At 55.4% G+C, this 23,526-nt stretch carries 26 protein-coding genes and 1 other annotated feature; of the genes, 24 read left to right on the plus strand and 2 right to left on the minus strand.

The window, feature by feature from the left end; translation table 11 throughout:
- The coding region (locus tag QJ48_RS18545) for an N-acetylmuramoyl-L-alanine amidase (protein ID WP_054975023.1) at window positions 1-1,136 on the minus strand (1,136 nt) is incomplete at its 3' end.
- A gap of 198 nt (window positions 1,137-1,334) precedes the next feature.
- On the opposite strand from QJ48_RS18545, the gene QJ48_RS18550 reads away from it, so the two are divergent.
- The 18 genes from QJ48_RS18550 to QJ48_RS18635 all read left to right on the plus strand — a co-directional run bounded on the left by QJ48_RS18550 (window position 1,335) and on the right by QJ48_RS18635 (window position 16,635).
- The gene (locus QJ48_RS18550; protein WP_054975041.1) at window positions 1,335-1,577 is read left to right on the plus strand and encodes a DUF4321 domain-containing protein; all 243 of its coding nucleotides are present in this window, start codon (window positions 1,335-1,337) and stop codon (window positions 1,575-1,577) included.
- 61 nt (window positions 1,578-1,638) lie between these two features.
- Window positions 1,639-2,349, plus strand: coding sequence for a nucleoside triphosphate pyrophosphatase (locus QJ48_RS18555; protein ID WP_054975024.1), 711 nt, complete (start codon window positions 1,639-1,641; stop codon window positions 2,347-2,349).
- 271 nt (window positions 2,350-2,620) lie between these two features.
- On the plus strand, window positions 2,621-3,310 hold the full coding sequence (gene radC / locus QJ48_RS18560; RefSeq protein WP_025849632.1) for a DNA repair protein RadC: 690 nt from the start codon (window positions 2,621-2,623) through the stop codon (window positions 3,308-3,310).
- 165 nt (window positions 3,311-3,475) lie between these two features.
- Window positions 3,476-4,510, plus strand: a complete 1,035-nt coding sequence (locus tag QJ48_RS18565; protein WP_054975025.1) for a rod shape-determining protein — start codon at window positions 3,476-3,478, stop codon at window positions 4,508-4,510.
- A gap of 29 nt (window positions 4,511-4,539) precedes the next feature.
- A complete protein-coding gene (mreC, locus tag QJ48_RS18570; RefSeq protein WP_082420575.1) occupies window positions 4,540-5,394 on the plus strand; it encodes a rod shape-determining protein MreC in 855 nt (284 codons plus the stop codon).
- 5 nt (window positions 5,395-5,399) lie between these two features.
- Window positions 5,400-5,927, plus strand: a complete 528-nt coding sequence (mreD, locus tag QJ48_RS18575; protein ID WP_054975026.1) for a rod shape-determining protein MreD — start codon at window positions 5,400-5,402, stop codon at window positions 5,925-5,927.
- A 72-nt stretch (window positions 5,928-5,999) separates the two neighbouring features.
- A complete protein-coding gene (minC, locus tag QJ48_RS18580; protein WP_054975027.1) occupies window positions 6,000-6,665 on the plus strand; it encodes a septum site-determining protein MinC in 666 nt (221 codons plus the stop codon).
- Window positions 6,666-6,684: 19 nt separating this feature from the next.
- Complete coding sequence (minD, locus tag QJ48_RS18585; protein WP_036690570.1) at window positions 6,685-7,482, plus strand: septum site-determining protein MinD; 798 nt, start codon at window positions 6,685-6,687, stop codon at window positions 7,480-7,482.
- Between the two features lie 7 nt (window positions 7,483-7,489).
- Entirely contained in the window at window positions 7,490-8,644 is a 1,155-nt protein-coding gene (locus tag QJ48_RS18590) for an FtsW/RodA/SpoVE family cell cycle protein (RefSeq protein ID WP_054975028.1), read from the plus strand.
- Between the two features lie 163 nt (window positions 8,645-8,807).
- On the plus strand, window positions 8,808-9,776 hold the full coding sequence (locus QJ48_RS18595; RefSeq protein ID WP_054975029.1) for a peptidoglycan DD-metalloendopeptidase family protein: 969 nt from the start codon (window positions 8,808-8,810) through the stop codon (window positions 9,774-9,776).
- Complete coding sequence (locus tag QJ48_RS18600; RefSeq protein ID WP_054975030.1) at window positions 9,769-10,680, plus strand: site-2 protease family protein; 912 nt, start codon at window positions 9,769-9,771, stop codon at window positions 10,678-10,680. Before QJ48_RS18595 ends, QJ48_RS18600 begins: the two co-directional genes overlap by 8 nt.
- Before the next feature lie 36 nt (window positions 10,681-10,716).
- Window positions 10,717-11,958 carry an Rne/Rng family ribonuclease gene (locus tag QJ48_RS18605; protein WP_193394464.1) on the plus strand — a complete coding sequence of 414 codons (1,242 nt, stop codon included), beginning with the start codon at window positions 10,717-10,719 and terminating at the stop codon, window positions 11,956-11,958.
- Between the two features lie 52 nt (window positions 11,959-12,010).
- Window positions 12,011-12,099 (plus strand) — a sequence feature (ribosomal protein L21 leader region).
- Window positions 12,100-12,110: 11 nt separating this feature from the next.
- Window positions 12,111-12,422, plus strand: coding sequence for a 50S ribosomal protein L21 (gene rplU, locus QJ48_RS18610; protein ID WP_010498637.1), 312 nt, complete (start codon window positions 12,111-12,113; stop codon window positions 12,420-12,422).
- A 6-nt stretch (window positions 12,423-12,428) separates the two neighbouring features.
- Window positions 12,429-12,767 carry a ribosomal-processing cysteine protease Prp gene (locus tag QJ48_RS18615; RefSeq protein WP_054975031.1) on the plus strand — a complete coding sequence of 113 codons (339 nt, stop codon included), beginning with the start codon at window positions 12,429-12,431 and terminating at the stop codon, window positions 12,765-12,767.
- 14 nt (window positions 12,768-12,781) lie between these two features.
- A complete protein-coding gene (gene rpmA / locus QJ48_RS18620) occupies window positions 12,782-13,093 on the plus strand; it encodes a 50S ribosomal protein L27 (protein ID WP_010498641.1) in 312 nt (103 codons plus the stop codon).
- A gap of 165 nt (window positions 13,094-13,258) precedes the next feature.
- Window positions 13,259-13,894, plus strand: a complete 636-nt coding sequence (locus QJ48_RS18625) for a Spo0B domain-containing protein (protein ID WP_237762972.1) — start codon at window positions 13,259-13,261, stop codon at window positions 13,892-13,894.
- A 21-nt stretch (window positions 13,895-13,915) separates the two neighbouring features.
- Complete coding sequence (obgE, locus tag QJ48_RS18630; RefSeq protein ID WP_054975033.1) at window positions 13,916-15,217, plus strand: GTPase ObgE; 1,302 nt, start codon at window positions 13,916-13,918, stop codon at window positions 15,215-15,217.
- Between the two features lie 356 nt (window positions 15,218-15,573).
- Window positions 15,574-16,635, plus strand: coding sequence for an anthranilate phosphoribosyltransferase (locus tag QJ48_RS18635; RefSeq protein ID WP_054975034.1), 1,062 nt, complete (start codon window positions 15,574-15,576; stop codon window positions 16,633-16,635).
- Window positions 16,636-16,717: 82 nt separating this feature from the next.
- Here QJ48_RS18635 and QJ48_RS18640 read toward each other — a convergent pair whose 3' ends face one another.
- Window positions 16,718-17,221: an NUDIX domain-containing protein gene (locus tag QJ48_RS18640; protein ID WP_054975035.1), complete on the minus strand. Its 504-nt coding sequence runs from the start codon at window positions 17,219-17,221 to the stop codon at window positions 16,718-16,720.
- A 149-nt stretch (window positions 17,222-17,370) separates the two neighbouring features.
- Between QJ48_RS18640 and QJ48_RS18645 the strand changes: the two genes are divergently transcribed.
- The 6 genes from QJ48_RS18645 to QJ48_RS18670 form a co-directional block, all read left to right on the plus strand.
- On the plus strand, window positions 17,371-17,844 hold the full coding sequence (locus QJ48_RS18645; RefSeq protein ID WP_054975036.1) for an ACT domain-containing protein: 474 nt from the start codon (window positions 17,371-17,373) through the stop codon (window positions 17,842-17,844).
- A gap of 56 nt (window positions 17,845-17,900) precedes the next feature.
- Window positions 17,901-19,187: a homoserine dehydrogenase gene (locus QJ48_RS18650; RefSeq protein WP_054975037.1), complete on the plus strand. Its 1,287-nt coding sequence runs from the start codon at window positions 17,901-17,903 to the stop codon at window positions 19,185-19,187.
- Between the two features lie 5 nt (window positions 19,188-19,192).
- Window positions 19,193-20,254, plus strand: a complete 1,062-nt coding sequence (gene thrC, locus QJ48_RS18655) for a threonine synthase (protein ID WP_054975038.1) — start codon at window positions 19,193-19,195, stop codon at window positions 20,252-20,254.
- Between the two features lie 16 nt (window positions 20,255-20,270).
- The gene (thrB, locus tag QJ48_RS18660) at window positions 20,271-21,251 is read left to right on the plus strand and encodes a homoserine kinase (protein WP_054975039.1); all 981 of its coding nucleotides are present in this window, start codon (window positions 20,271-20,273) and stop codon (window positions 21,249-21,251) included.
- The gene (gene pheA, locus QJ48_RS18665) at window positions 21,248-22,132 is read left to right on the plus strand and encodes a prephenate dehydratase (protein WP_054975040.1); all 885 of its coding nucleotides are present in this window, start codon (window positions 21,248-21,250) and stop codon (window positions 22,130-22,132) included. Before thrB ends, pheA begins: the two co-directional genes overlap by 4 nt.
- Window positions 22,133-22,500: 368 nt before the next feature.
- The coding region (locus tag QJ48_RS18670; protein ID WP_157261685.1) for a LysM peptidoglycan-binding domain-containing protein at window positions 22,501-23,526 on the plus strand (1,026 nt) is incomplete at its 3' end.

Below are 23,526 nucleotides of genomic sequence, written 5' to 3' on the forward strand. Positions count from 1 at the left end.
GCCCAGAAGCCCGCCTTCACGTCCCGGAACGGCTGCTGCGAGTCCGGAACCTGCGGCGCCTTCGCCAGCCGCTGAAACATCGCCGCCGCCTCCGCCCGGGTCACGGGCCGGTCGGGCCGCAGCGTGCCGTCGGGGTAGCCCTCCAGCACGCCGGCCTTCACCGCCCGGTCGAGGGCGGCGAAGGCCCAATGCCCTGCGCTCGCGTCGCGGTACGCGCCCGCGCCGGCCCCGGCGGCTCCGCAGCTCCCGCTGCGGTCGCCGTAAACCCCGCCGGTGACCGTGCCGTCACCGGCGCAGGCGCTCCCTGCCGGCTTCGCCGACGGCAGGTCGAACACCCGCCCGAGCAGCGTCGCCCACTCCGCTCTCGTCAGCATCCGGCCGGGCTCGAACCGCCCGCCGGTGCCTTCAACCACGCCTTGCGCTTTCAGCCGCAGGATGGCGTCCCGGGCCCAGTGTCCCCGAAGATCGGGGAACACGCTGTTTTGCGGCGATATGTACGATTCAATGCCGCGGGCAATGCCGAGCGCCATCGTCTGGCGCATCGACTCGCTGGCTAGCAGCTCCGCATCCGCTGCGTTCGAGAGAAACGCCGTCTCGACGAGAATGCTCGGAACTGTTCCCATCCGCACGACATATACCGCACTGGGAACGAGCCCTTTGTTGTCCAGCCCCGTCGTTTGGACGAAGGCATCCAGCACCTGCTGCGCCAGCTTGCGGCTCTCGGGTGTGAGCGCCTTCATCTCTTCGCTGGCAGGGTAGCTGCTCTGAGGATAGGCGTCGTCATAATAAAGCACCATGGCCCCGCGCGCACCCGCATTAAAATACGAATTCGCATGAACGGAGACAAACAGATCCGGCTGCTGTCCATTGGTGAAGTCGACGCGTCCCTTAAGCGAAATAAAATCGTCGGTATCCCGGGACATGACTACCTCATAGCCCCGCTGGACAAGCAGGTCCCGCAGCCGGCGGGCAATGTCCAGGTTCACCGTTTTCTCCTGCAGGCCATTCACCCCGATGGCCCCGGGATCGGAGCCCCCATGTCCTGCATCGACGACAATTTTCGCAGCCGAGGCATGTCCCGGCAGCACCAGAAGGGCGAACGCGAGCAAAGCGGCCCGCATCCATGGCTTTCGCATCTTCCGGTCCACTCCTTCCTTGATCCGGTTTTTATTGTATTGGTATTTCTTGCATCTGGTAAGCGGTAAAATATTCCTTCGCGAAGAAGTCCTTTGTTAACTAAAAGTCCGCTTGTTCTTTCGCGAGTTATGGTATAATGACGTGTGGCATTTTCGAAGCGGCCGATTGCATTTTTTACGAAAGAGGTATCCTATATTTTGAAAAAGAATACGCTCACGTTCATCCTCATGCTGCTGCTCGGGCTCGTCGCCGGAACGCTTATCGGCCAACTGCTGTCGCCGTATGCGGGCTTGTCCTTTCTGACCAAATCCGTAGAGCTGACCTGGCAGCCCAAAGCCGATTTGTTGGTCATCCGGTACGATCTGAATCTGCATATTCGGCTGAATCTGATCAGCATCGTCGGGCTGGCGGCCGGCTTTTGGCTGTACCGCAAACTTTAGGCGAAGCGGACGGAGACGGCAAAGACCCACTTTTACAAAATTCGAAACGAGGGACCGGTTTATGACGCTCACGACATCCAAAACCTTGATACTGGCTTCATCTTCTCCGCGCCGTCAGGAACTGATCCGCTTCCTTCAGCTGCCTTTCGTCGTTCAGGCGAGCGATGCGGACGAAACGACGGACGCCGGCCTGACGCCTTCGCAAATCGTGGAAGAGCTATCCAGGCGCAAGGCGCTGGCCGTGCTTTCGCGTTTGAAGGCGGACGATTCCATGCCGGAGGACGGTGTCGTTATCGGGTCGGATACCATTGTCGTATGGCATGGCGAAGTGCTCGGCAAGCCGCAGGACGAAGCTGACGCCTTCCGGATGCTTAGCGCGCTTCAAGGCACGGAACACGAAGTATACAGCGGGATAGCATGCATCGAGCTAAGAACGGACAACGCCCCGAACGGCGAAGCCGGAGGCACGGAAGTTTCGGTTACCCGGCTCCAAGGGGCAGTTTATGCAAAATCGACCGATCGTCTTACGGGAGGCTGCCGCATGACCGTCGGGCACAGCGTGACCAAAGTCGGCATGAAGCCGCTCACGGACGAGCAAATTCGGAATTACATCCGAACGGGGGAGCCGATGGATAAAGCGGGGGCTTACGGCATCCAAGGCTTAGGCTCCACTTTGATTCAAAACATCGACGGCGATTATTTTACCGTAGTCGGTTTGCCTATGTACCTGTTGTCCGAGATGCTGGCGGCCCACGGGATCCGGGTGCTGTAGAACCGGACGCCTTCCAGCCGTTCCGCAGCATATCGCTAAACTTCTCCAAGAAAGGCGCCCTTCATCCGGCGCTTTTCGCGCCTCTCGACCATCATTTCCCAACGGGTCCAGGGACTGAAATCGACTCCGGATCCCGAAGAGATATATAGGTTTTACCGCTTGGCCTGCGTGCATCAGCCCGGCATCCGTCGCGTTTTGTCGGTCGCTGTCATTTGACAAAACATCATGCTATAATGAGAACTCGGACATCTCTATAGAAAGAAGGGAATGCATGGAATCGCCCAATATGACCTTGCGCGATGTCCCCAGCGAAGACCGACCGAGAGAGCGCATGATGTTGTATGGGGCACAAGCACTGAGCAATGCGGAACTGCTGGCCATTTTGCTCCGCACCGGTACATACCAGGAATCGGCCGTTCACGTTGCCCAGCGACTGCTTCTCGAATGCGGCGGTCTCCGCATGCTGACGGACATGAGCATGGAGCAGCTTACTGAAATCAAAGGCATCGGCGAAGCCAAAGCGCTGCAGATTCAAGCGGGCATCGAGCTCGGGAGAAGGCTGGCGCGAAGCACGATGAACGAAACGGTTACGATTCGCTCGCCGCAGGATGTCGCTGCGCTGCTGATGGAGGATTTGCGCTATTTGCAGAAAGAGCATTTTGTGTGCCTGTTCTTAAATACGAAAAATCACGTCATCGGGCAGGAAACCTTGTCGATGGGCAGCTTGAACGCCTCCATCGTACATCCCCGCGAAGTGTTCCGGGCCGCCATCAAGCGCAGCAGCGCTTCGATCGTATGCGCCCATAATCATCCGAGCGGCGACCCTACGCCGAGTCCGGAGGACGTGGAAATTACCAAGCGATTAGTCCAAGCGGGCGAAATTGTCGGGATTGACGTGCTGGATCATATCGTCATCGGCGACAAACGCTACGTAAGTTTGAAGGAGCTTGGATTCATGTAATATAATGAAAGAAACGGACCGGGCGGCAGGAGATTCGGGATTGGACGAACCTCGGCCGTCAGGCCGCAAATGCGCTGCCGCAGCAATGCGGCAGCTCCTCGTAAGCCGCATCAAACAAACCATTCCGCGTGATCAGCGCCTCAAATAGAGAAGGGAGCACCAACCATGTTCGGAGGATTCACAAAAGATCTGGGTATCGACCTGGGAACCGCAAATACATTAGTTTACGTCAAAGGCAAAGGCATCGTCGTGCGCGAGCCGTCCGTCGTCGCGATTCGCACGGATACGAAAACGATCGAGGCCGTAGGCAACGACGCCAAGAAGATGATCGGCAGAACGCCGGGCAATATCCGCGCGATCCGCCCGATGAAGGATGGCGTCATTGCCGATTTCGAGACCACGTCGACGATGATCAAATATTTCCTCCGTCAAGCGCAGAAGCAGCGCGTTTTGTTCCAACGTCACCCGAGCGTCATGGTGTGCGTTCCCTCGGGAATTACCGCAGTGGAGAAGCGAGCGGTAGAAGATGCGACGCGCCAAGCCGGCGCCCGCGATGCGTACACGATCGAAGAGCCGTTCGCCGCGGCCATCGGCGCCGATCTTCCGGTATGGGAGCCGACCGGCAGCATGGTGGTGGATATCGGCGGGGGGACGACCGAGGTCGCCGTCATTTCCCTCGGTGGCATTGTCACCAGCCGCTCGATCCGTGTGGCCGGCGACGAGATGGATGAAGCGATCATCCAATATATTAAACGAACATACAATTTGATGATCGGCGAGCGCACGGCGGAACAGATCAAGATGGAGATCGGTTCGGCACTGCCATTGGAGCCGCCGACCCGTCTTGAAATCCGCGGCCGCGATCTCGTGTCCGGCCTGCCCAAAACGATGGCCGTGACGTCCGACGAAATTACCGAAGCGCTTGGCGACACGGTGAACAGCATCGTGGAAGCCGTCAAGGTTACGCTTGAGAAATGCCCGCCGGAGCTGGCGGCCGACATTATGGACCGCGGCATTGTCCTGACCGGCGGCGGAGGCTTGCTCCGCAATCTGGATAAGCTGCTGTCCCGTGAAACCGGCATGCCGGTTCTGGTCGCCGAGAATCCTTTGGATTGCGTGGCTATCGGTACCGGCCGCGCGCTGGAAAACATTCATTTGTTCAAAACGAGAACCGGCCCTACAAGCAGGTCCCGGCGCTAAGCGCAGTATCGGGTTGGAAGGTGTAGCCATTGAAACTACTGGGGAATAAAAGACTGCTGATCCTGATGCTCGGCCTCATCTGTTTTATTGCGCTGATGGGGCTAACCTTCGGTCAACTGGGGTATAAAACTTGGCCGGAGAAATTTGTGAAGGATACGATTTCATGGACGCAAGGACTGATTTATAAGCCGGTCAGCTTTATATCCGGCGTTTTCGAAGATGTAAACCGGCTGCGTACGCTGCATGAAGAAAATACGGTATTGCGGGAAACGTTGTCCCGATACGCCCGCGATACGACGCGGCTGAACGAATTGGAGCTGCAGAACGAGCGGCTGCAGGCAGAGCTCGGCTTCACGGAGCGGCAGAAGTCGATGAACAAGTATAACTTCCGGATTGCCAATGTGGTGACGTTCCAGCAATCGAACAAGACGATTACGATCAATCTGGGAGAAAAAGACGGCATTCGCCCGAACATGGCCGTTCAATCGGTAGAAGGTCTGATTGGCCGCGTTGTTGCGGTTTCCAATTTTTATTCGGATGTCCAGCTTCTTACGGGGATCGACGACAAGACCGCTTCGGACTCCAAGGCAATATCTGCTACCGTCAAAGGAAAAGAGAACGAATCGTTCGGAGTCATCGAGCGGTTCGATCCGGACAAGCAAAAGCTGATTATGATGAAAATCGATCCGCAAGATCAGCTCAAGGTAGGGGATACGGTTATTACGTCAGGGAAAGGGCTTGTTTTCCCGAACGGCATAGAAATCGGCAAAGTGGTAGAGCGGTACGAGGGCGAGTCCGTCTCCCATGTCGCCGAGATTGAGCCGTTTGCTTCCTTCAACCATCTCCGCGAAGTATTCGTCGTCGAAGTGCCGGAATTGAGGTGAGCCGCATGAGTCATAAAAAGCTGTGGTTGATTCTCTCCGTTTTGTTTCTGCTCGAAGGAACGCTTCTCCCGTGGCTCGTTCCCGTCGCCTGGCAAACGAAGGTTCAGGTGGACCCGCATTTCGTACTTGTTATCGTTTTATTTATCGGATTGTATATTAACCGGCATACGGCGCTGGTTTACGGCCTCGTTTTCGGCATGCTGTACGATTTCATCTATCATTCACCCATGCTGGGCCCGGTATCGTTCGGAATGGGCCTTGCCGGCTATTTGGCCGGGATGCTGCAAGGACGCATTTATTCGAGCATTGTGATCAGCATGGTTGTGATCGGGCTCGGCAATTTGTTTTACGATACGGCGATCTACGGCTTGTTCCGGTTGTTTCGTGTCACACATACGAACCTTGAGTGGGTATTCCTTCATCAGATGCTGCCGAGCATGCTCATCAACCTGTTGTTTGCGCTTGCCATTTACGTGCCGATCCGCAAGCTTTTCGAGAGTCTTCCGGTGAAGCAGTCGGAGGAAATGGAATAATTTTTAACGCAAGGCAGCAGGAGAACGCCCGCGCCAAGCCGAATTGTATAGGCTTAGGAGGTAGGAGCGGTTATGGCGGCAGCTAAACATCATGTGACGATCAAAGGTGTGAAGGACGGATTGGTGTTTTTGCTAGACGACGCGTGCGAGTTTTCCGACGTTGTCGCCGAGCTGAGACACAAGCTGGAGAAGACGCATCAGCAAATTTTAACCGGCCCGATCATTCATGTGCACGTCAAGCTCGGCAACCGGGCGGTGACCGAGGAGCAGCGGGAGCTGGTGCGCAGCATCATCAGTCAAAAGGGCAACCTGCTTGTCCAATCCGTGCAGACGGCAGATCCTTCGCACGAGCGAGCGCCGCAAGGGACTCCGGACGTGAAAATCGTTCGGGGAATCGTCCGTTCGGGGCAGACGTTTTCGCACGAGGGCGACATTTTATATTTAGGGGACATTAACCCGGGCGGAGCTATTATCAGCTCGGGCAGCATATATGTGATGGGCTCGCTTCGCGGCATGGCGCATGCGGGGGTCGACGGAGACGAAAGGTCCGTTATCGCCGCTTCGCACATGAGGCCGACGCAGCTTCGCATTGCGGGAATTATCAGCCGTCCTCCCGACGAATGGGGTCTTGGCGACGGTTTCGATACGTACATGGAATTCGCCTACGTGAAGGACGGCAAAATGGAAATCGACAAAATCCATCATTTGCACAAGTTCGGCTTGAATGTACACGCTTGATGGTAAAGGAGTGGGACCTATGGGAGAGGCAATCGTTATCACGTCCGGCAAAGGGGGCGTCGGCAAAACGACGACGTCCGCGAATATCGGAACGGCTTTGGCGCTGCAGGGGAAAAAGGTCGTCATGGTTGATACGGACATCGGTCTCCGCAACTTGGACGTCGTGATGGGCCTTGAAAACCGCATTATATACGACTTGATCGATGTCGCCGAAGGACGGTGCCGACTGCCGCAAGCGCTTGTGAAGGATAAGCGCTTCGACGAGCTGTACATGCTGCCGGCCGCCCAGACGAAAGACAAGCACGCGATTTCGCCGGAATCGGTTCGGCAAATTGTCGTTGAGCTCAAGCGCGATTTCGACTTTGTGATTATCGATTGTCCGGCCGGAATCGAGCAGGGCTTCAAGAATGCGGTAGCGGGCGCCGACAAGGCGATTGTCGTCACGACGCCGGAAAATGCCGCCGTACGGGATGCCGACCGCATCATCGGTCTTTTGGAAAAAGAGCCGAACGTCGAGTCGCCGAAGCTCGTGATCAACCGCATTCGTCCGAACATGGTCAAAAAAGGCGAGATGCTCGATATCGACGAGATCTGCTCTGTCCTTGCCATCGATCTGCTTGGCATCGTTCCGGATGACGAGTATGTCATTAAAGCGGCGAATATCGGCGAGCCTACCGTGATGAACCCGAATTCGCGGGCAGCGATCGCTTACCGCAATATCGCCCGGCGGATGCTTGGCGATTCGGTGCCGCTGATGCCCATGGAAGAGAAAACCGGGGTATTCAATAAAATGAAAAAGTTTCTCGGAATAGGATGAACGTCAGGTGCTGCACAAGCTGAAAAAAATCGATGTGCCCATCGTAGTCATACTTCTCGCCTTCATGGTCATCAGCACGATGCTCGTGTACAGCGCGACGCTGAATTCAAGAGTCATTACGTTTGAACCGAAAAAAATAATCGTTATTTACATCGTATCTATTATTGCTTTTTTGGTTACGACCTTGATCGACTACAGGATACTGACCAAAGTCTCCTTTTATTTATACGGATTCGGCGTTTTCCTTCTCATTGCCGTGCTGCTGTTCGGCGAAAAGATCGGCGGAGCGAGAGGCTGGTTTTCCCTTCCGGTCGTCAAGCTAGACTTTCAGCCCGTGGAGTTATTCAAAATTATTTTGATTCTCACATTGGCGATGTTCATGGCCAGGCGCAAAGGGGAGCCGCTTGAGCTGCTTCAGGATGTCGTTCCCATCGGCTTGATTACGTTCTTTCCCGTTGTTCTGGTCGCGGTCCAGCCGGACCTTGGAAACGCGATGATTTTGGTTGTCATCTTGTGCGGAATGTACTGGATCGGCAACATGAGGCTGAGCTATTTGCTGATTGGGGCACTGGCCATTGCCGGGGGCGCCTATTTGTTTCTATATTTGTTTCAGCATTACCATACGGATATTCAGCAGTTCTTCCAGGCTCAAAAATGGCCGACTCACTGGATGGACCGCATCAATACGTTTATTAGTCCGGAAACGGCCAGCAAGGACGACAAGTGGCAGGTGGACAATGCCATCCGCGCCATCGGCTCAGGCTCGCTGATCGGAGAAGGGTATTTGAACGGATCTTCCGTTCACAGCAATCGGATTCCCGTCGTCTACACGGATGCGATATTCGTGGTTGTCGGCGAAGAGTTCGGTTTTGTCGGGGCTTCCGTTTTGCTGCTGTTGTACTTTGTATTGATTTACCGCATGATTCTCATCTCGATTTATTGCAACCACCTCGCCGGTACCTACATTATTATCGGTATCGTCTCTATGATGGTTTTCCAAATTTTCGAAAATATCAGCATGTGGATCGGTATTATGCCCGTGACCGGTATAACGCTGCCGTTCATCAGCTATGGGGGAACCTCGCTGCTGATCAACATGATTGCGATGGGACTTGTCATGAGCGTGCGGCTGCACGATGACAAGCTGCTTGAGGACGAGTAAACAAAATACCAAACGAAGCCAAGTGAAGCACCCTGCTGAAGGGTGCTTTTTTGTATGGAGCTTGCAGCGGTACCGAATCCATGCGTCCCTACTCCTTGTCCGTATATTTGCGGGTACAAGCTCATAGGATGGAGTATAGCTTGAATGCGGGAGGGGCAGGGGGATGGAAACGAGAAAAAACGTCCGGGAACGCCGGTCCGAAAAAATACGCAAGCTGCAGGAAGGCGGAAGCCGCCGACCAGGCAGAGACACGGAATATGCGCACATCGAATTTCCGTCCGGAGGCGAGATTCGCGAATGGGAATGGGACCGGGATCGCATGGACATAGGGGGCGAATGGAGGTTCCGATCCGACGACCCGCGCGAATGGCCTGGACCTTATTCCCGGCAAGAGGGTCCTCCAAGGCCGGACTTATACGGTCCCGCCGACCCGGAGGAGGAATGGAACCGCAAATGGCAGCGGGAACTGTCCCGCATGAGCCGGGAGGACGACGGAGGATCGTTTATTCGTCCGGGCCCCCGCACCGGACGGCTTGCGGTCCGGCTGTTGATTAGCGGGATGCTGTTTGCTGCCGTATGGGGCATGTTTCTTCTCGACCGTCCTTGGGCCAATAAGGGCAAACAGTGGGTAACCGCCGCTTTAACCGAGTCGTTCGATATGGTTGCGCTTGCCTCATGGTACGAGAGCAAATTCGGCAGCGCACCGTCGTTTCTTCCGGCGATGAACCCTGCGAAGCATACGGAGGCGCAGAAGGTCGCTAGTGTATCAAAGCACTACTTTCCGCCCGTCGCCGGAAAGCTCATTGCTCCGTTTACGCCGGTGCAGGGCGGGGTTCTTGTGGAAGCGGCGGCGGGCTCGCCCGTGGCAACCATCGATACGGGGCTGGTCACGTTTGCCGGTCCGAAAGAAGATATCGGATTCGCCGTGGTGCTTCGGCATGCGGACGGGATGGAGTCCATTTATGGGCATTTGGAGCCGGGAAAGGTGCAGACGGGCGATTGGTTCAAAGGAGGCGAGTCGATTGGTACGGTAGCGGAACCCGCAGAGGGGCAGGGAGCGGGAACGCTCTTTTTTGCCGTTTCGAAGAACGGTAAGCCTGTCAATCCGATGGACGTGATTTCATTTGATTAGACCGGGGAGAGGCAGGCCGTGGAATGAATGGTTTGGCATCCGCTACCGGTTTCATCCGCTGTTTTCGATCCTGCTGCTGCTATCCGTATGGACCGGATATTTTATCGAAACGGCAACGCTGTTCGGAATCGTTCTCATTCACGAGCTCGGACACGTCGCGGCTGCCCGGAGCTTCGGCTGGCGGATCAGGGAAGTGCAGTTGCTGCCCTTCGGAGGCGTCGCCTCGATGGAGGAGCCCGGCGGCGTTCCCGCCGTTCAGGAGCTTGTCGTCGCTCTGGCCGGTCCACTACAGAACGTCTGGATGATGGGCATCGGCTCGTTTTTGACTGCGGTCGGTCTGTTTTCCGAGCCGTGGGGCTCCTATTTCGTACAGGCGAATCTGCTGATCGCCTTGTTCAATCTCCTTCCGGTGCTGCCGCTGGACGGAGGCAAGGTTATGCAGGTCCTGGTCGGGCTATGGCTTCCTTATCAACGAACGATACAGGTGACAGCCGGGGTCAGCTTGCTGCTAAGCGCGCTGCTGATCAGCGCCGCCGGTGTGCACCTTTTCTCCGAAAAAGGCGGCATTCAGCTCAATTGGTTGATGATCGGACTGTTTTTGCTATATTCCAATTGGTACGAATGGCGCAGCGCTCCTTACCGTTTCATGCGTTTTTTGGTGCATCGCGAAGCACGGTTCAAGGAGATAAGAGATGGAGGAGGAGAGCTTGCGGGACCGATCGTGGTGCCGGGTAACCGTAAAGTGACCGAGGTGGTCCGGTTGTTTATGCGCGACCGGTATCATTTGGTTTACGTGCTGGACGACAAAGGGCGCATCCGTTATGTCGTTCCCGAGCGTGCAGTGCTCGCTCATTACTTTGACGAAACAAAAAGAGGAAAGTCGCTTGCCGAGCTTTTCGCCTAAAGAATGTGGTACAATAGGGCCGAGGTGTTGCTGCACATGAAACGTATATTGGTGAAACGCAACGAAGAGCATACCGAGGTAGCCGTTCAGGAGAACGGCAAGCTCATGGAATATTACAAGGGCGAGCGAAATCAGGGGCAATTGGCCGGAAATATATACATCGGACGCGTGGTGCGGGTGCTGCAGGGAATGCAGTCGGCTTTTGTCGATATCGGGCTGGAGCGCAACGGGTTTTTATATATCGACGATCTGCTGCCGGCTCATATGGATAAGCAGCCGAAGGAAAAGCCGCCTATTCATGATTTGGTCAAAGTAGGACAGCAAATTATGGTCCAGGTCGTCAAGGAGCCTGTCGGCACCAAAGGGGCTCGCGTGACGACGCATTTCTCGCTTCCGGGCCGTTTCGGCGTCTATATGCCGTTCGCCGATTACATCGGCGTATCCCGCAAAATCGACAGCGCCGCCGACCGCGACCGGTTGAAACGGATGGCGGAGCGCCATCTGCGGCCCGGGGAAGGCTTCATCGTGCGTACGGCTGCTCTCGGAGAGCCCGAGGAGGCGCTGGCGGCCAATCTTGAGGAGCTTCGCATCCGTTGGCAGCAGTTGGAAAAGATGTCCCAATCGGACAGGGACGTGCCCCGTAAAATTTACAGCGATCTGGAAATGCTGCCGCGTTTGCTTCGCGATTTGTTCCGCGACGACGTGCAGGAGCTGATTGTAGGCTCCGAGCAGATGCTGCAGGAGGTGCGCGGGCTTATTGCCTCCCCTCGTTCCGAAGGACTTGCTGATCGGGTCAAGCTTATTCCTCATACCGATCCGATTGCGGAATACGGGGTGGAGAAACAGCTCGAGCAAGGACTCAGGCGCAAGGTTTGGCTGGACAACGGCGGGTATTTGATCGTAGACCGGACGGAGGCGCTGACCGTCTTTGACGTCAATACGGGCAAGTACACGGGCTCGATCGATCTGGAGCAGACGGTGTTCGACACGAACCTCGAAGCGGCCAGAGAGATTGCGAGATTGCTGCGGCTGCGCGACATCGGCGGACTGATCATTATCGACTTCATCGATATGGAAACGGAAAGCTCCCGCCAGCAGGTGCTCGAGGAACTGATTGGGGAAACGAAGAAGGACCGGACGAAAACGGTCGTTGTCGGCTGGACAAAGCTCGGGCTGGTGGAGTTGACGCGCAAAAAAGTGCGGGACAGCAAAGAGGCGGCGGCGCTGAAGTCGTGTCCGACTTGCGGCGGCAGCGGTTTTGTCGAAAGCGGCAATTAAAGTATTGCATTTTGTCTAGGCTTTGTGATATTATGTTTTAGTATGTTGCTATAGCATGCTGTAACCGCACGAAGCGGGTCGTTTTAAGTGTTTGTCCGGCTCGGACAAACCACCTGGCTTTAGGCGAGTCTGAGACATGAGGAGGTGCAACAATGTACGCAATTATTGAAACTGGTGGTAAACAGTACAAAGTCCAAGAGGGCGATGTTCTTTACATCGAAAAACTCGAAGCAGGCGAAGGCGAAGCGGTGACGTTTGACCGCGTATTGGCCGTATCCGGCGCTAACGGTTTGGTGGTAGGCGCTCCGGTCGTTTCCGGCGCTTCCGTATCGGGTAAAGTTGAAAAGCATGGCAAAGGCGAGAAAATCATCGTTTACAAATACAAAGCGAAGAAAAACTATCGCCGCAAGCAAGGCCATCGTCAACCTTACACTAAAGTTGTGATCGAAAAGATCCAAGCGTAAGAAGCCATGATTCGGGTCGCGATAAAACGGGGGCCGGGCAGGCGGATTGAACGTTTTACCGTTGACGGACATGCGCAGTACGACGAACCGGGCAAGGACATTGTCTGTGCCGGCGTCTCTGCCGTTACTGTAGGAACGGTAAACGCCGTCGAAACGCTGACGGGAATTCAGCTTGGAACGCGCATGAAGCACGGGTTGCTTCAGGTCAAGGTTCCGGCGGAGCTCGAGGCGGACATCGACGAAAAAGTACAGCTTTTGCTGGAAAGCATGGTCGTCATGCTGAGATCTATTGAACAATCGTATGGTGCATATATAGCGATGCAAGATACATCATCATTCGAGTAAGGAGGTAGACAGACATGTTGCAATTGAATCTTCAGTTGTTCGCATCCAAAAAGGGTGTAGGTTCTACGAAGAACGGCCGTGACAGTATTGCGAAGCGCCTTGGCGTTAAGCGTGCCGACGGTCAAAAAGTGACGGCAGGAAGCATCCTCGTTCGTCAACGCGGAACGAAAATTCACCCGGGCAACAACGTGGGAATCGGCTCGGACGATACGCTTTTTGCTAAGGTTGAAGGCGTTGTGAAATTCGAACGTTTAGGCCGCGATCGTAAGAAAGTGAGCGTCTACCCTGTGTCGGCTGCTCCTGTAGCCGCAGCAGTGGAAGTTTAATTCCCATCATCAACGTCCAAACCCCTGGCGAACGATGCTCGCCGGGGTTTTTTCTTAGTTAAATCCGGAATATTTTGGTAAGTTCATGGAGGGATACCGTGAATTTTGCCGCACAGCGTGCTATACTGGGAGGATAAAGGACGAACCGGAACGGAGAGGGTAAGCGTGACGTCGAACGCACAAGGTCGTACCAACGATGTACAATTTTACGATGCGGCAAAGCCGGCGACGGCGTTAGGGGCCTTGCTCGATGGGCCGGATTCGGACGTTCGTTTGCTTCGGTTATTCAATCATTACCGGCATGACTGGATGAACGATATCCAAATTTTGATGGGCTACGTGCAGTTGAAAAAGTATGATAAATTACTTCCGTTAATGGAGAAAATAAAAGAGAAGGTCAGGCAGGAGAGCTATGTCTCCAAGCTTGGGATTCCTTCCTTAGTCGTGCATTTGCTTGCCTTTCAGGCAGAGGTTAAAGAACTGCGTCTGGAGATGGCGCTGGAAGAAGAAATTCATCTTCAGGATCTTGCTCAGCCACAGGAAGCAGTCGATGCCATAATGGCGATGCTAGCTTGCTTCAGGGAAGAAGGCGGCGATTCCAAAGACGAAGAGAATGTTCTGGAATTACGGCTGGCCCGATTGAAAGATCGTTTGAAGCTGACGGCTCGTTACGAAGGGAAATATGCGGCACAGCGGCTGCAGCTTAAAGAAAGATCGCTTAAAGAAATACACGAAAGTTTGGAAACGTATTACGGCGAACATACGGCTGTGTGGACATTATGGTGGTCCTACCGGCATTGATACATAAAGAGGGTGAACCTGATGTTTGTAGACAAGGCGAAGATTTATGTTAAAGGCGGTGACGGAGGCGACGGTCTGGTTGCTTTCCGGCGGGAGAAGTACGTTCCCGAGGGAGGTCCGGCCGGAGGCGATGGCGGCGATGGCGGCGATGTCATTTTCCGCGTGGATGAAGGATTGCGCACGCTGGTTGACTTTCGCTACCAGAAGCATTTTAAAGCGCAGCGCGGCGAAAAGGGCCGCAATAAAAGCCAGCACGGGGCGAATGCGGATGATATGATCGTGCGGGTTCCACCGGGAACGGTCGTCATCGACGACGATACGCAGGAGATCATTGCCGATCTGACGCGTCATGGCCAGCAAGTCATCGTGGCCAAGGGCGGACGGGGAGGCCGCGGCAACACCCGGTTTGCGACACCGAACAACCCGGCTCCGGAAATTGCCGAGAACGGGGAAGAAGGCGTCGAGCGTTGGGTAGTGCTTGAACTGAAGGTCATGGCGGACGTCGGTCTGGTCGGTTTTCCGAGCGTAGGGAAATCGATGCTTTTGTCCGTCGTATCCGGCGCCAAGCCGAAGATCGGGGCGTATCACTTTACGACGTTGACTCCGAATCTCGGTGTGGTTGATGTAGGCGACGGACGCAGCTTCGTTATGGCGGATTTGCCCGGTTTGATCGAAGGGGCTCATGAAGGTGTAGGATTGGGTCACGAGTTTTTGCGGCACGTCGAGCGGACGCGGATCATTGTGCACGTGGTGGACATGGCGGCGACCGAGGGACGAGATCCGTTTGAAGATTGGGTCAAAATCAACGACGAACTGAAGCTTTATAACGTGAAGCTCGAAGAACGGCCGCAGATCGTCGCTGCCAATAAGATGGATATGCCCGATGCGGAGGAGCAGCTTGCCGAATTTAAGCGCAAGCTTGCCGAAATCGGCAAAGAAATGGACATTTATCCGATTTCCGCCCTTTCCCGGACCGGTGTGCAAGAGCTATTGTACAAAGTCGCCGATAAGCTGGAGAGCATTCCGGAAATGCCGATGGTGGAAGAATTGGTCGAATTGTCGGAGCGTAAGGTGTATCGTTTGGAGGCCGAGGAAGGCGAGGACTTCACGATTCGCCGGGAAAACGAGGTCTTTGTTGTCGATAGCCCGAGCATCGAGAAGCTGATCAAGCGGACCAACTTCAGCACCCATGAATCGGTTATGCGGTTTGCGCGCATTTTGCGGAAGAAGGGCGTCGATCAAGCGCTGCGCGAGCGCGGGGCGAAGGACGGCCAGACGATTCGTATCGGGGATTTCGAATTTGAATTCTTAGAACAAGAATAGAACAATCGAAAGCATCAATCGAGCGTGTGATAAACATGTGAGGTTGGTGTTTTTTTGTTGGATCGATAAGAAAAAAAGGTATTGAACTTTTTGATTTTGAATTGTATAGTAAAAACATGTAATAAAACATAACATAAAATTATGTTTGACGACGATTGATTTTGCGAAAACGCTTGAATCTCAGGTCGAATCATTGGTTTTTGTCATTATAATTAACATTTAATATGCTGATTGGGGAGTCGGACCATTAAGCGGGCCTTCGTATTAGTATTGGCTTCGTTCGCATCCTTAGGTCGTCTTATCCCCCTTAACCTTTGGCGTGCCGAAGGTCAATATTTTCCGGAGGTGATTCCGTCTTGAAGGAGTGGATCAAAGCGGTGGGGAGCCGGAAACCCGGGACCCGGCACTTGAGCTATGACGAAGCGGTAGCCGCAGCTCACGCCATTGCGCGCGGCGACTCGACGGATGCGCAAACCGCCGCATTTCTGATGGCGATGCGGATGAGAGGAGAATCGGAGGAGGAAATGACGGGCTTTATCGACGTTTTTCGCAAATATTCTTTGCCCTATCGTTCGTTCTCTCATTCGCTTAACTGCGCCGGTCCTCATGACGGACGATCTTGCTTTCCGGTGACGATTCCGGTCAGTCTGCTGCTGGCATCCGTCGGCTTTCCCCAGGTGCTGCACGGCAGCGAATCGCTTTCCACGCGTATGGGGCAATCGCTCAAATCGCTTCTGGAGGGGCTCGGGATTGAAGTTGTGCTTGGGGCAAGAGAATGGGAAGCGGTATTTTTGCAGCTCGGCATCGGCTTTATTTGGACGGAGCTTATGTGTCCGCCGTTCGGCCGCGTGCGCCCGGTTCGGGAGCAAGTCGGCTTGAGGACATTACTTGACACGGTCGAGCAGGCCATGAATCCGGTTCACTCGCAAAATATCGTCCTTGGGGTTCGTCATAAGACGGCGATGGAGCGGCTGTTGAAGTTGCTGTCGAAATCTGGAGTGGAAACGGCTTACCTCATACAGGGGATAGAAGGCACGGAAGATTTGCCGCTTCACAAAAACAGCTCGATTCGCAAGGTGACGCCATGGGGCGACGAGGCGACAATGATCGATCCCGGGACGTTCGGTTTTCATGGCGCACCTTTGGAGAAATGCGGCAAAGAACGCCAGCTTGCGCTGCTGGAGCGCATCATACAAGGGGAAGAAGCACCGGAACTGCACAACGAGCGGGAGCATGTCGTTTTTAACGCCGGGTTGCGATTGTATTGGTTTGACAAGGTCGGATCGTATGAAGAAGGCTTCCAGCTCGCCCGCTCCTTATTGCAGCGCAAAGAAGCGTTTAAGCTGCTGGTTAAATGGCGTGAGCTCAGCGGCATCAGCCAGAGCAGAAAGCTGTCGCGGAAGAAAATGAGCAGTTGATGGACGTGGCTGCCAAAGCGATATGTTCAAAGGAGGGCGCTCATTAAGGGCGCCCTCTTTGTTTTTGACGCGCGGAAGAAGATCAAACCTGCTGCGGGTCGATGAGCTGCGTCCAATGGACGGCAGAATTACCTTCTTCGTCATAGCCCGCCGTTCCGATCCAAACGTGGGGATTCGGCCCTTCGGTAAAATAATGCTCCAGCAGCTTGCGGAAAATAAACGGGATGTCCCGATGGAGCACCTGATGGCGCGGAATCCAATGCAGTTCCCCCTCGTCGGTCGAGCCGACGTCCCTTTTCAAAGTTTCGGCCGTGTAGATAAACTGCTGGCGCACCTCTTGTTGGTTAAGGCGTATCAAGATGTACTGCAGCCGCAGATTTGCGATATGCTCGGCCAGCAGTCCGGTTTCCTCGTGAATTTCCCGAAGCACCGCAGCTGCCGGATCGCCGATTTCGTGCGGCTCCAGATGTCCGCCCACGGACGCCCACAAGCCGGGGGACAGCGTCCGGTTAGGGGAGCGCTTCATCATCAGCATATCGTTTCCGTGAAATAAGATAGCCGTAGCCATCAAACGCGCTCGTATCAAGCTTCGTCCTCTCCTTTGAGCTTAACGCGGATTTGCTGAATACCACTTTATCACAAAATATCGAAAAAAGCCTATTGCGGGAAGTCTTCGCTTTGCGCTATAATGTCCACTAGGTAAAAACAATCGTCTTTTTAGAGAGGACTGTTACAGTGCCGGAAAAACAAGCCGTTCAGGATAGCCGGATCGGGACGGAGCGCTACTTTTTGGTGCGTGAAGATATACTGCCCGAGGCGCTGATTAAGACGGTGCAGGCCAAAGAGCTGCTGGCCCGCGGAGAGGTGAAAACCATTCATGAAGCGGTGGAGCAGGTAGAGCTGAGCCGAAGCGCTTTTTACAAGTATAAGGACGGGATTTTCCCGCTCAGCAAGCTCGAACGGGAGCGGATCGTGACGATCTCGATGGATTTGGAGCATCGGCCGGCGATTTTGTCCCGGGTGCTTGCGATGATTGCGGGCCTTGAGGGCAACGTGCTGACGATCCACCAGACGATCCCGCTGCAGGGCGTAGCCAACGTTGTCATCTCGGTGGAAACGTCCATGATGGGCGAAACCGTCGCCTCGCTCCTCGACAAGCTGCGCAGCCAGGAAGGGGTAAGCCGGGCTGCTTTGGTGGGGCAAGGCTAGAATTAATTATTTTGGGACCATCTACTTTATGCACTACTACAATCAGGAGGAACCCTATGAAACCGGTCAAAGTTGGATTACTTGGTCTCGGTACGGTCGGTACCGGGGTCGTTCGCATCGTGGAAGGACATCAGCACGATTTGATGAGCCAATCGGGCTCGCCGATCGAAATCGCTAAAATTTTGGTGCAGGACAAAAACAAGGCCCGCAATATCAGCGTTTCGCCGGATATGCTGACGGAAAATCCCTGGGATGTCATCGAGAACCCGGAGATCGACGTCATCGTCGAAGTGATGGGCGGCATCGAGCTGACGAAGCAGCTGATGCTTGGCGCGCTGGAGCGTGGCAAGCACATCGTGACGGCCAACAAGGACCTGATGGCGCTGCACGGTCCGGAAATTTTGGCAAAAGCTGCCGAGAAAGGCTGCGACGTCTTCTACGAAGCGAGCGTCGCCGGCGGTATCCCGATCATCCGAACGTTGATCGAAGGCTTTTCTTCGGACCGGATCACGAAAATTATGGGTATCGTTAACGGGACAACCAACTATATTTTGACGAAAATGAGCCAGGAAGGCGCGGCTTACGCCGATGTGCTGAAGGAAGCCCAGGAGCTCGGCTATGCCGAATCCGATCCGACCTCCGATGTCGAAGGCTTCGATGCGGCGCGGAAAATGACGATTCTCGGCACGCTCGGCTTTCACGCTAACGTTGCGCTTGCGGATGTGGAAGTGAAGGGCATCTCCGGTGTAAGCAAAGAGGACATTGCGTACGGCAAACGTTTGGGCTACGAAGTTAAACTGCTCGGCATCGCCGAGCGCCAGGACGAGCATATCAGCATCAGCGTTCAACCGACGATGGTGAAAACGTCGCATCCGCTGGCGTCCGTCAACGGAGTGTTCAACGCCGTCTACGTGTACGGAGAAGCGGTAGGCGAGACGATGTTTTACGGTCCCGGCGCGGGCGAGATGCCGACGGCAACGTCGGTTGTGGCCGACCTTGTCGCTGTCGTCCGCAACCTGAATCTTGGCGTCAACGGCCGACGCGGGTTCATCCCGTACAAAGAGAAGAAGCTGAAAACCGACGAGCAGATCGCTTCCAAAAACTTCATCCTGCTGCATGTCGCCGACAAAGCTGGCGTGCTTGCCCAAATCACGCAAGTGTTCGCCGAGCACGGGGTTAGCCTGGAGTCGGTTCTACAGCACCCGAATGCAACGAATCCGCTTGCCGAAATCATCATCATTACACACGACGCCAACAAGGCGGCGATGAACAAGGTGCTCAAGCAATTCGAAGCCATGGACGTCGTTCATGCGATCAAAAGCGTATACCGAGTGGAGGGCTAATCGAAATGAGATACATGGGACTGCTGCAGACCTATAAACAATACTTGCCGGTGAACGACAACACGCCGCTGCTCACCCTGCAGGAAGGCAACACGCCGCTCGTCCGCGCGGAAAACTTGTCGAACGAGCTCGACCTCGACATTTATTTCAAATATGAGGGCTTGAACCCGACCGGCTCGTTCAAAGACCGCGGGATGGTTATGGCTGTTGCCAAAGCGATGGAAGAGGGCAGCCGCACGATTATGTGCGCCTCCACAGGCAATACGTCGGCGGCTGCAGCCGCTTATGCGGCGCGCGGCGGGCTGAACTGCATCGTGCTTATCCCGAATAATAACATCGCGCTCGGCAAGCTGGCTCAGGCGATTATTTACGGCGCCAAAGTCATCGCCATTGAAGGAAACTTCGACCGTGCGCTTGAGATCGTACGCGAAATTACGGCCAAGCATCCGATCACGCTGGTGAACTCCGTCAATCCGTTCCGGATCGAGGGCCAAAAGACGGCGGCTTTCGAGGTGTGCGACCAGCTCGGCAAAGCGCCGGACTATCTCGCGATTCCGGTTGGCAATGCGGGCAACATTACCGCTTATTGGAAAGGATTCAAGGAGTACTACGAGAACGGCAAATCGAAGTCGCTGCCGAAGATGATCGGCTTCGAAGCCGAGGGCGCGGCGGCTATCGTACGCGGCGAACCGATTCCGGACCCGGAAACGATCGCGACGGCAATCCGCATCGGCAACCCGGCCACTTGGAAAGGTGCGGAGGCGGCAGCCAAAGATTCCGGCGGTCAAATCAATTTTGTGACGGACGAGCAAATCTTGCATGCTTATAAAACGATTGCCGCTCGCGAAGGGATCTTTGCCGAACCGGCCTCGGCGGCGTCGATCGCCGGCGTCATGAAGCTGAAGAGCGAAGGTTACTTCGAGAAGGGCCAATCCGTCGTCTGCGTGCTGACGGGACACGGTCTTAAAGATCCGAATATCGCCATCAAGAGCGTCAGCGCGGAACCGATGGTCGTGCAAGACTCCGAAGAAGCGGTCATGGAAGCGATCCGCAAGCTCGAAGGTTAGGGGCGTCGCGGTAACTATGGAAAACGGCAGCAGGAGAGTACGCGTCAAGGTGCCGGCTAGCACGGCCAATCTCGGCCCCGGTTTCGATACGCTGGGAATGGCACTGAATTTGTATGCTTGGATTGAGATGGGGCTTGCCGAGACGACGCAGATTGAGCTTTTTGGCGACCAGATGAACGGTGTGCCTGCGGATAAAAGCAATCTCATTTACAAAGTAGCCCAAATGGTATTCGAGCGGGCAGGTGTCCGTCATCCGGAGCTGTACATTGCGATGTACAGCGACATTCCGTTGACGCGCGGCCTCGGCAGCAGCGCTTCGGCCATTGTCGGCGCGCTGGCTGCGGCTAACGCGCTGATCGATCGTCCGTTTACCGACGACGATTTGTTTCAAATGGCGACGGAGCTGGAGCAGCACCCCGACAATGTCGGGGCCTCGCTGTTCGGCGGCATCGTCGTTGCTTTCTGGGACGGCAAGCGGGCGGAGCATATCCGCATCGAGCCGCATGAACAGTTGGAAGTGCTGGTGGCGATCCCGCACTTCCAGCTGTCGACGGACAAAGCTCGCGGGGTGCTGCCGCGCGAGCAGAGCCTCGAGAACGCCGTCTTCAACGTCGGCCATTCGTCGGTGCTGGTAGCCGCCCTGTGCACCGGGCGGCTCGATATGATCGCGCGCGCGATGAAGGACGCGCTGCATCAGCCATACCGTGCTCCGCTCGTGCCCGGGCTCGCCAAGATCCTTGCCGAAGCGACGGACCACGGCGCGCTCGGCGTTGCGCTTAGCGGCGCGGGTCCGACGATGCTGGCGCTCGTCGACCGCCGCAGCTCCCGGAAGGGGGAGCTTGAGGCGTTCATGCGGGGGACGTTGAAGGAAGAGGGGATCGAAGCCACGACGATGTGGCTAAGTCCCGACAGAGCGGGGGTTCAGGCGCACCGATTAACCTCTGCGGACGTCGGAAGTACATTATTTGAAATGATAAAGGGAGAGAACCGGGCATGAAGCGAATATCGCTCCTCGGACCTGGAACGTACACCGAAGAATCCGCACATCATTATCTTGGTCGGGACGCTTTTGACTATGTAAATTACAAATTGATTGCGGATGTGTTCGAATCGACGGTAAACGGTTTGACCGATTACAGCGTGATTCCGATCGAAAATACGTTTGAGGGCTCGGTCAGCCTGCATGTGGACTGGCTTGTGCACAATGTCGACCTGCCGATTCAGGCGGAATGGATATATCCCATTTCGATCAACCTGTTGCGTTTGCCCGGCGGACCGGGCGGTGCGGACGAGCTGGAGGCGGCTTGCGGAGCGATCCGCAAAATTTATTCTCATGGGGTGACGCTGGCGCAGTGTCAACAGTTTCTGCGTACGCACTTGCCCAATGTCGAGCTGGAGCCTGTCGGTAGTAACGGCGAGGCGGCGCGCATGGTCAGAGAGCTTGGCGATCCTGCTGCCGCTGCGCTTGCGCCGCTCGGCGCCGGGGCATTATACGGGCTCGAAACGCTGGCGGCGGACGTGCAGGACCATCAGAACAATTTCACGCGCTTCGTGCTGATCGGTCACGAAAAGCCGCAGCTCAAGGAGACGGCCGACCGGAAAACGACCATTCTGGTCACGCTGCCGGAGGATTTTCCAGGGGCGCTGCATCAGGTGCTCTCGGCGTTTGCCTGGAGGCGTATCAACTTGTCCAAAATCGAGTCGCGACCGACGAAGAAAAAGCTGGGAAGCTATTATTTTTATATCGACATCGAGGCTTCGATGGATTCCGTGCTGCTTCCCGCGGCTTTGCAAGAAATCGAGGCCATCGGCTGCCAAGTCCGGCTCATGGGCTGCTACCCTACGTTTTCTTACGGAACCGAAACGGCAAAAGTCTAGTCCGTATGGCATAGGTCGCTTACCTAAACCTCGACTATGGCAGCAAAAAGAATGCGAAAATTCGGCGGGAGCGTCGATGTTTGCGATAAACTGGTGAATTTGATGAAATCTGCCTGTGGCAGGTTTCTTTTTTTTTGGAGTTTTGCCTAGATGCGAGGGGGTTGCGCTCCAACGTGGATAGTGAGAGATGCTGTGGTTTCGTACCATTTTTTTCGATTCGGATGGTCAAATGCCTACTTTGCTGCATAAACTGTAATGTCATTTTGTTCCGGAGCGCCAGCGGGCTTCACGGAGCCGGTTCCGGGCCGGAAATCAAGCGGTTTTCTTAAGTCAATACGACTTCCGCACAACTGAAGGAGGTTTATGCAGTGAAGATTCATATCGTCAAGAAAGGCGAGTCGCTCTACGGGCTGTCCCAAAAGTACGGCGTCGAGCTCGACAAGCTGATCGCGGCCAACCCGCAAATCGCCGATCCGAACGTCGTAGATGTCGGGCAGAAGGTGAAAATTCCTCATGCGCCGAAGCCGGTAGCCCCCCCGCCAACGGATTATTTGTATAAGCATGTCGTGGCTCAGGGGGACTCGCTTTGGAAGCTGGGCAAAGCGTGGGGAGTTCCGCTTGCGGACATGATTGCGGCCAACCCGCAGCTCAAAAATCCGAATGTATTGATGACCGGAGATGTCGTCTACATTCCGAAGCCGGGCTCGAATCCGAACCTCTCCCCCCAGGCTACTCCACAAGCTCCGCTGCCTGTTGAAGCGTCTCCGATCTCGGAGCTTCCGCTCGCTCCGAACGTAGGTATGCCTAATGTGGGTTCGCAGCCGGAGATGGAAACGCCGCATATGGGACCGCTCCAGAGCTTGGGCATACCGCACGTCATGCCGCTCTCAAATATCCCGCAGCCGAATGTGACGCCATTTTCAACTCTGCCGAATATTCCACAGCCCAAAGTGGAGCCGTTTGCGGCCCAGCCGAATATTCCACAGCCCAAAGTGGAGCCGTTTGCGGCCCAGCCGAATATTCCACAGCCCAAAGTGGAGCCGTTTGCGGCCCAGCCGAATATTCCACAGCCGAACGTAGCGCCGTTTGCGGCCCAACCGAATATTCCGCAGCCGAACGTAGCGCCGTTTGCGGCCCAGCCGAACGTAGCGCCGTTTGCGGTACAGCCGAACATTCCGCAGCCGAACGTAGCGCCGTTTGCGGCCCAGCCGAACATTCCGCAGCCGAACGTAGCGCCGTTTGCGGCCCAGCCGAACATTCCGCAGCCGAACGTAGCGCCGTTTGCGGCCCAGCCGAACATTCCGCAGCCGAACGTAGCGCCGTTTGCGGCCCAGCCGAACATTCCGCAGCCGAACGTGGCGCCGTTTGCGGCCCAGCCGACCACTCCGACGCCG

Source organism: Paenibacillus sp. A3, assembly GCF_001399685.1.
In the GTDB taxonomy this organism is placed as follows: Bacteria; Bacillota; Bacilli; order Paenibacillales; family NBRC-103111; genus Paenibacillus_G.

Coding starts and splice junctions, on each gene's coding strand:
- QJ48_RS18555 (WP_054975024.1), top strand. CDS start 1,639: ATGACGCTCACGACATCCAAAACCTTGATACTGGCTTCATCTTCTCCG.
- radC (WP_025849632.1), top strand. CDS start 2,621: ATGGAATCGCCCAATATGACCTTGCGCGATGTCCCCAGCGAAGACCGA.
- QJ48_RS18565 (WP_054975025.1), top strand. CDS start 3,476: ATGTTCGGAGGATTCACAAAAGATCTGGGTATCGACCTGGGAACCGCA.
- mreD (WP_054975026.1), top strand. CDS start 5,400: ATGAGTCATAAAAAGCTGTGGTTGATTCTCTCCGTTTTGTTTCTGCTC.
- minC (WP_054975027.1), top strand. CDS start 6,000: ATGGCGGCAGCTAAACATCATGTGACGATCAAAGGTGTGAAGGACGGA.
- minD (WP_036690570.1), top strand. CDS start 6,685: ATGGGAGAGGCAATCGTTATCACGTCCGGCAAAGGGGGCGTCGGCAAA.
- QJ48_RS18595 (WP_054975029.1), top strand. CDS start 8,808: ATGGAAACGAGAAAAAACGTCCGGGAACGCCGGTCCGAAAAAATACGC.
- QJ48_RS18605 (WP_193394464.1), top strand. CDS start 10,717: ATGAAACGTATATTGGTGAAACGCAACGAAGAGCATACCGAGGTAGCC.
- rplU (WP_010498637.1), top strand. CDS start 12,111: ATGTACGCAATTATTGAAACTGGTGGTAAACAGTACAAAGTCCAAGAG.
- QJ48_RS18615 (WP_054975031.1), top strand. CDS start 12,429: ATGATTCGGGTCGCGATAAAACGGGGGCCGGGCAGGCGGATTGAACGT.
- rpmA (WP_010498641.1), top strand. CDS start 12,782: ATGTTGCAATTGAATCTTCAGTTGTTCGCATCCAAAAAGGGTGTAGGT.
- obgE (WP_054975033.1), top strand. CDS start 13,916: ATGTTTGTAGACAAGGCGAAGATTTATGTTAAAGGCGGTGACGGAGGC.
- QJ48_RS18650 (WP_054975037.1), top strand. CDS start 17,901: ATGAAACCGGTCAAAGTTGGATTACTTGGTCTCGGTACGGTCGGTACC.
- thrC (WP_054975038.1), top strand. CDS start 19,193: ATGAGATACATGGGACTGCTGCAGACCTATAAACAATACTTGCCGGTG.
- thrB (WP_054975039.1), top strand. CDS start 20,271: ATGGAAAACGGCAGCAGGAGAGTACGCGTCAAGGTGCCGGCTAGCACG.
- pheA (WP_054975040.1), top strand. CDS start 21,248: ATGAAGCGAATATCGCTCCTCGGACCTGGAACGTACACCGAAGAATCC.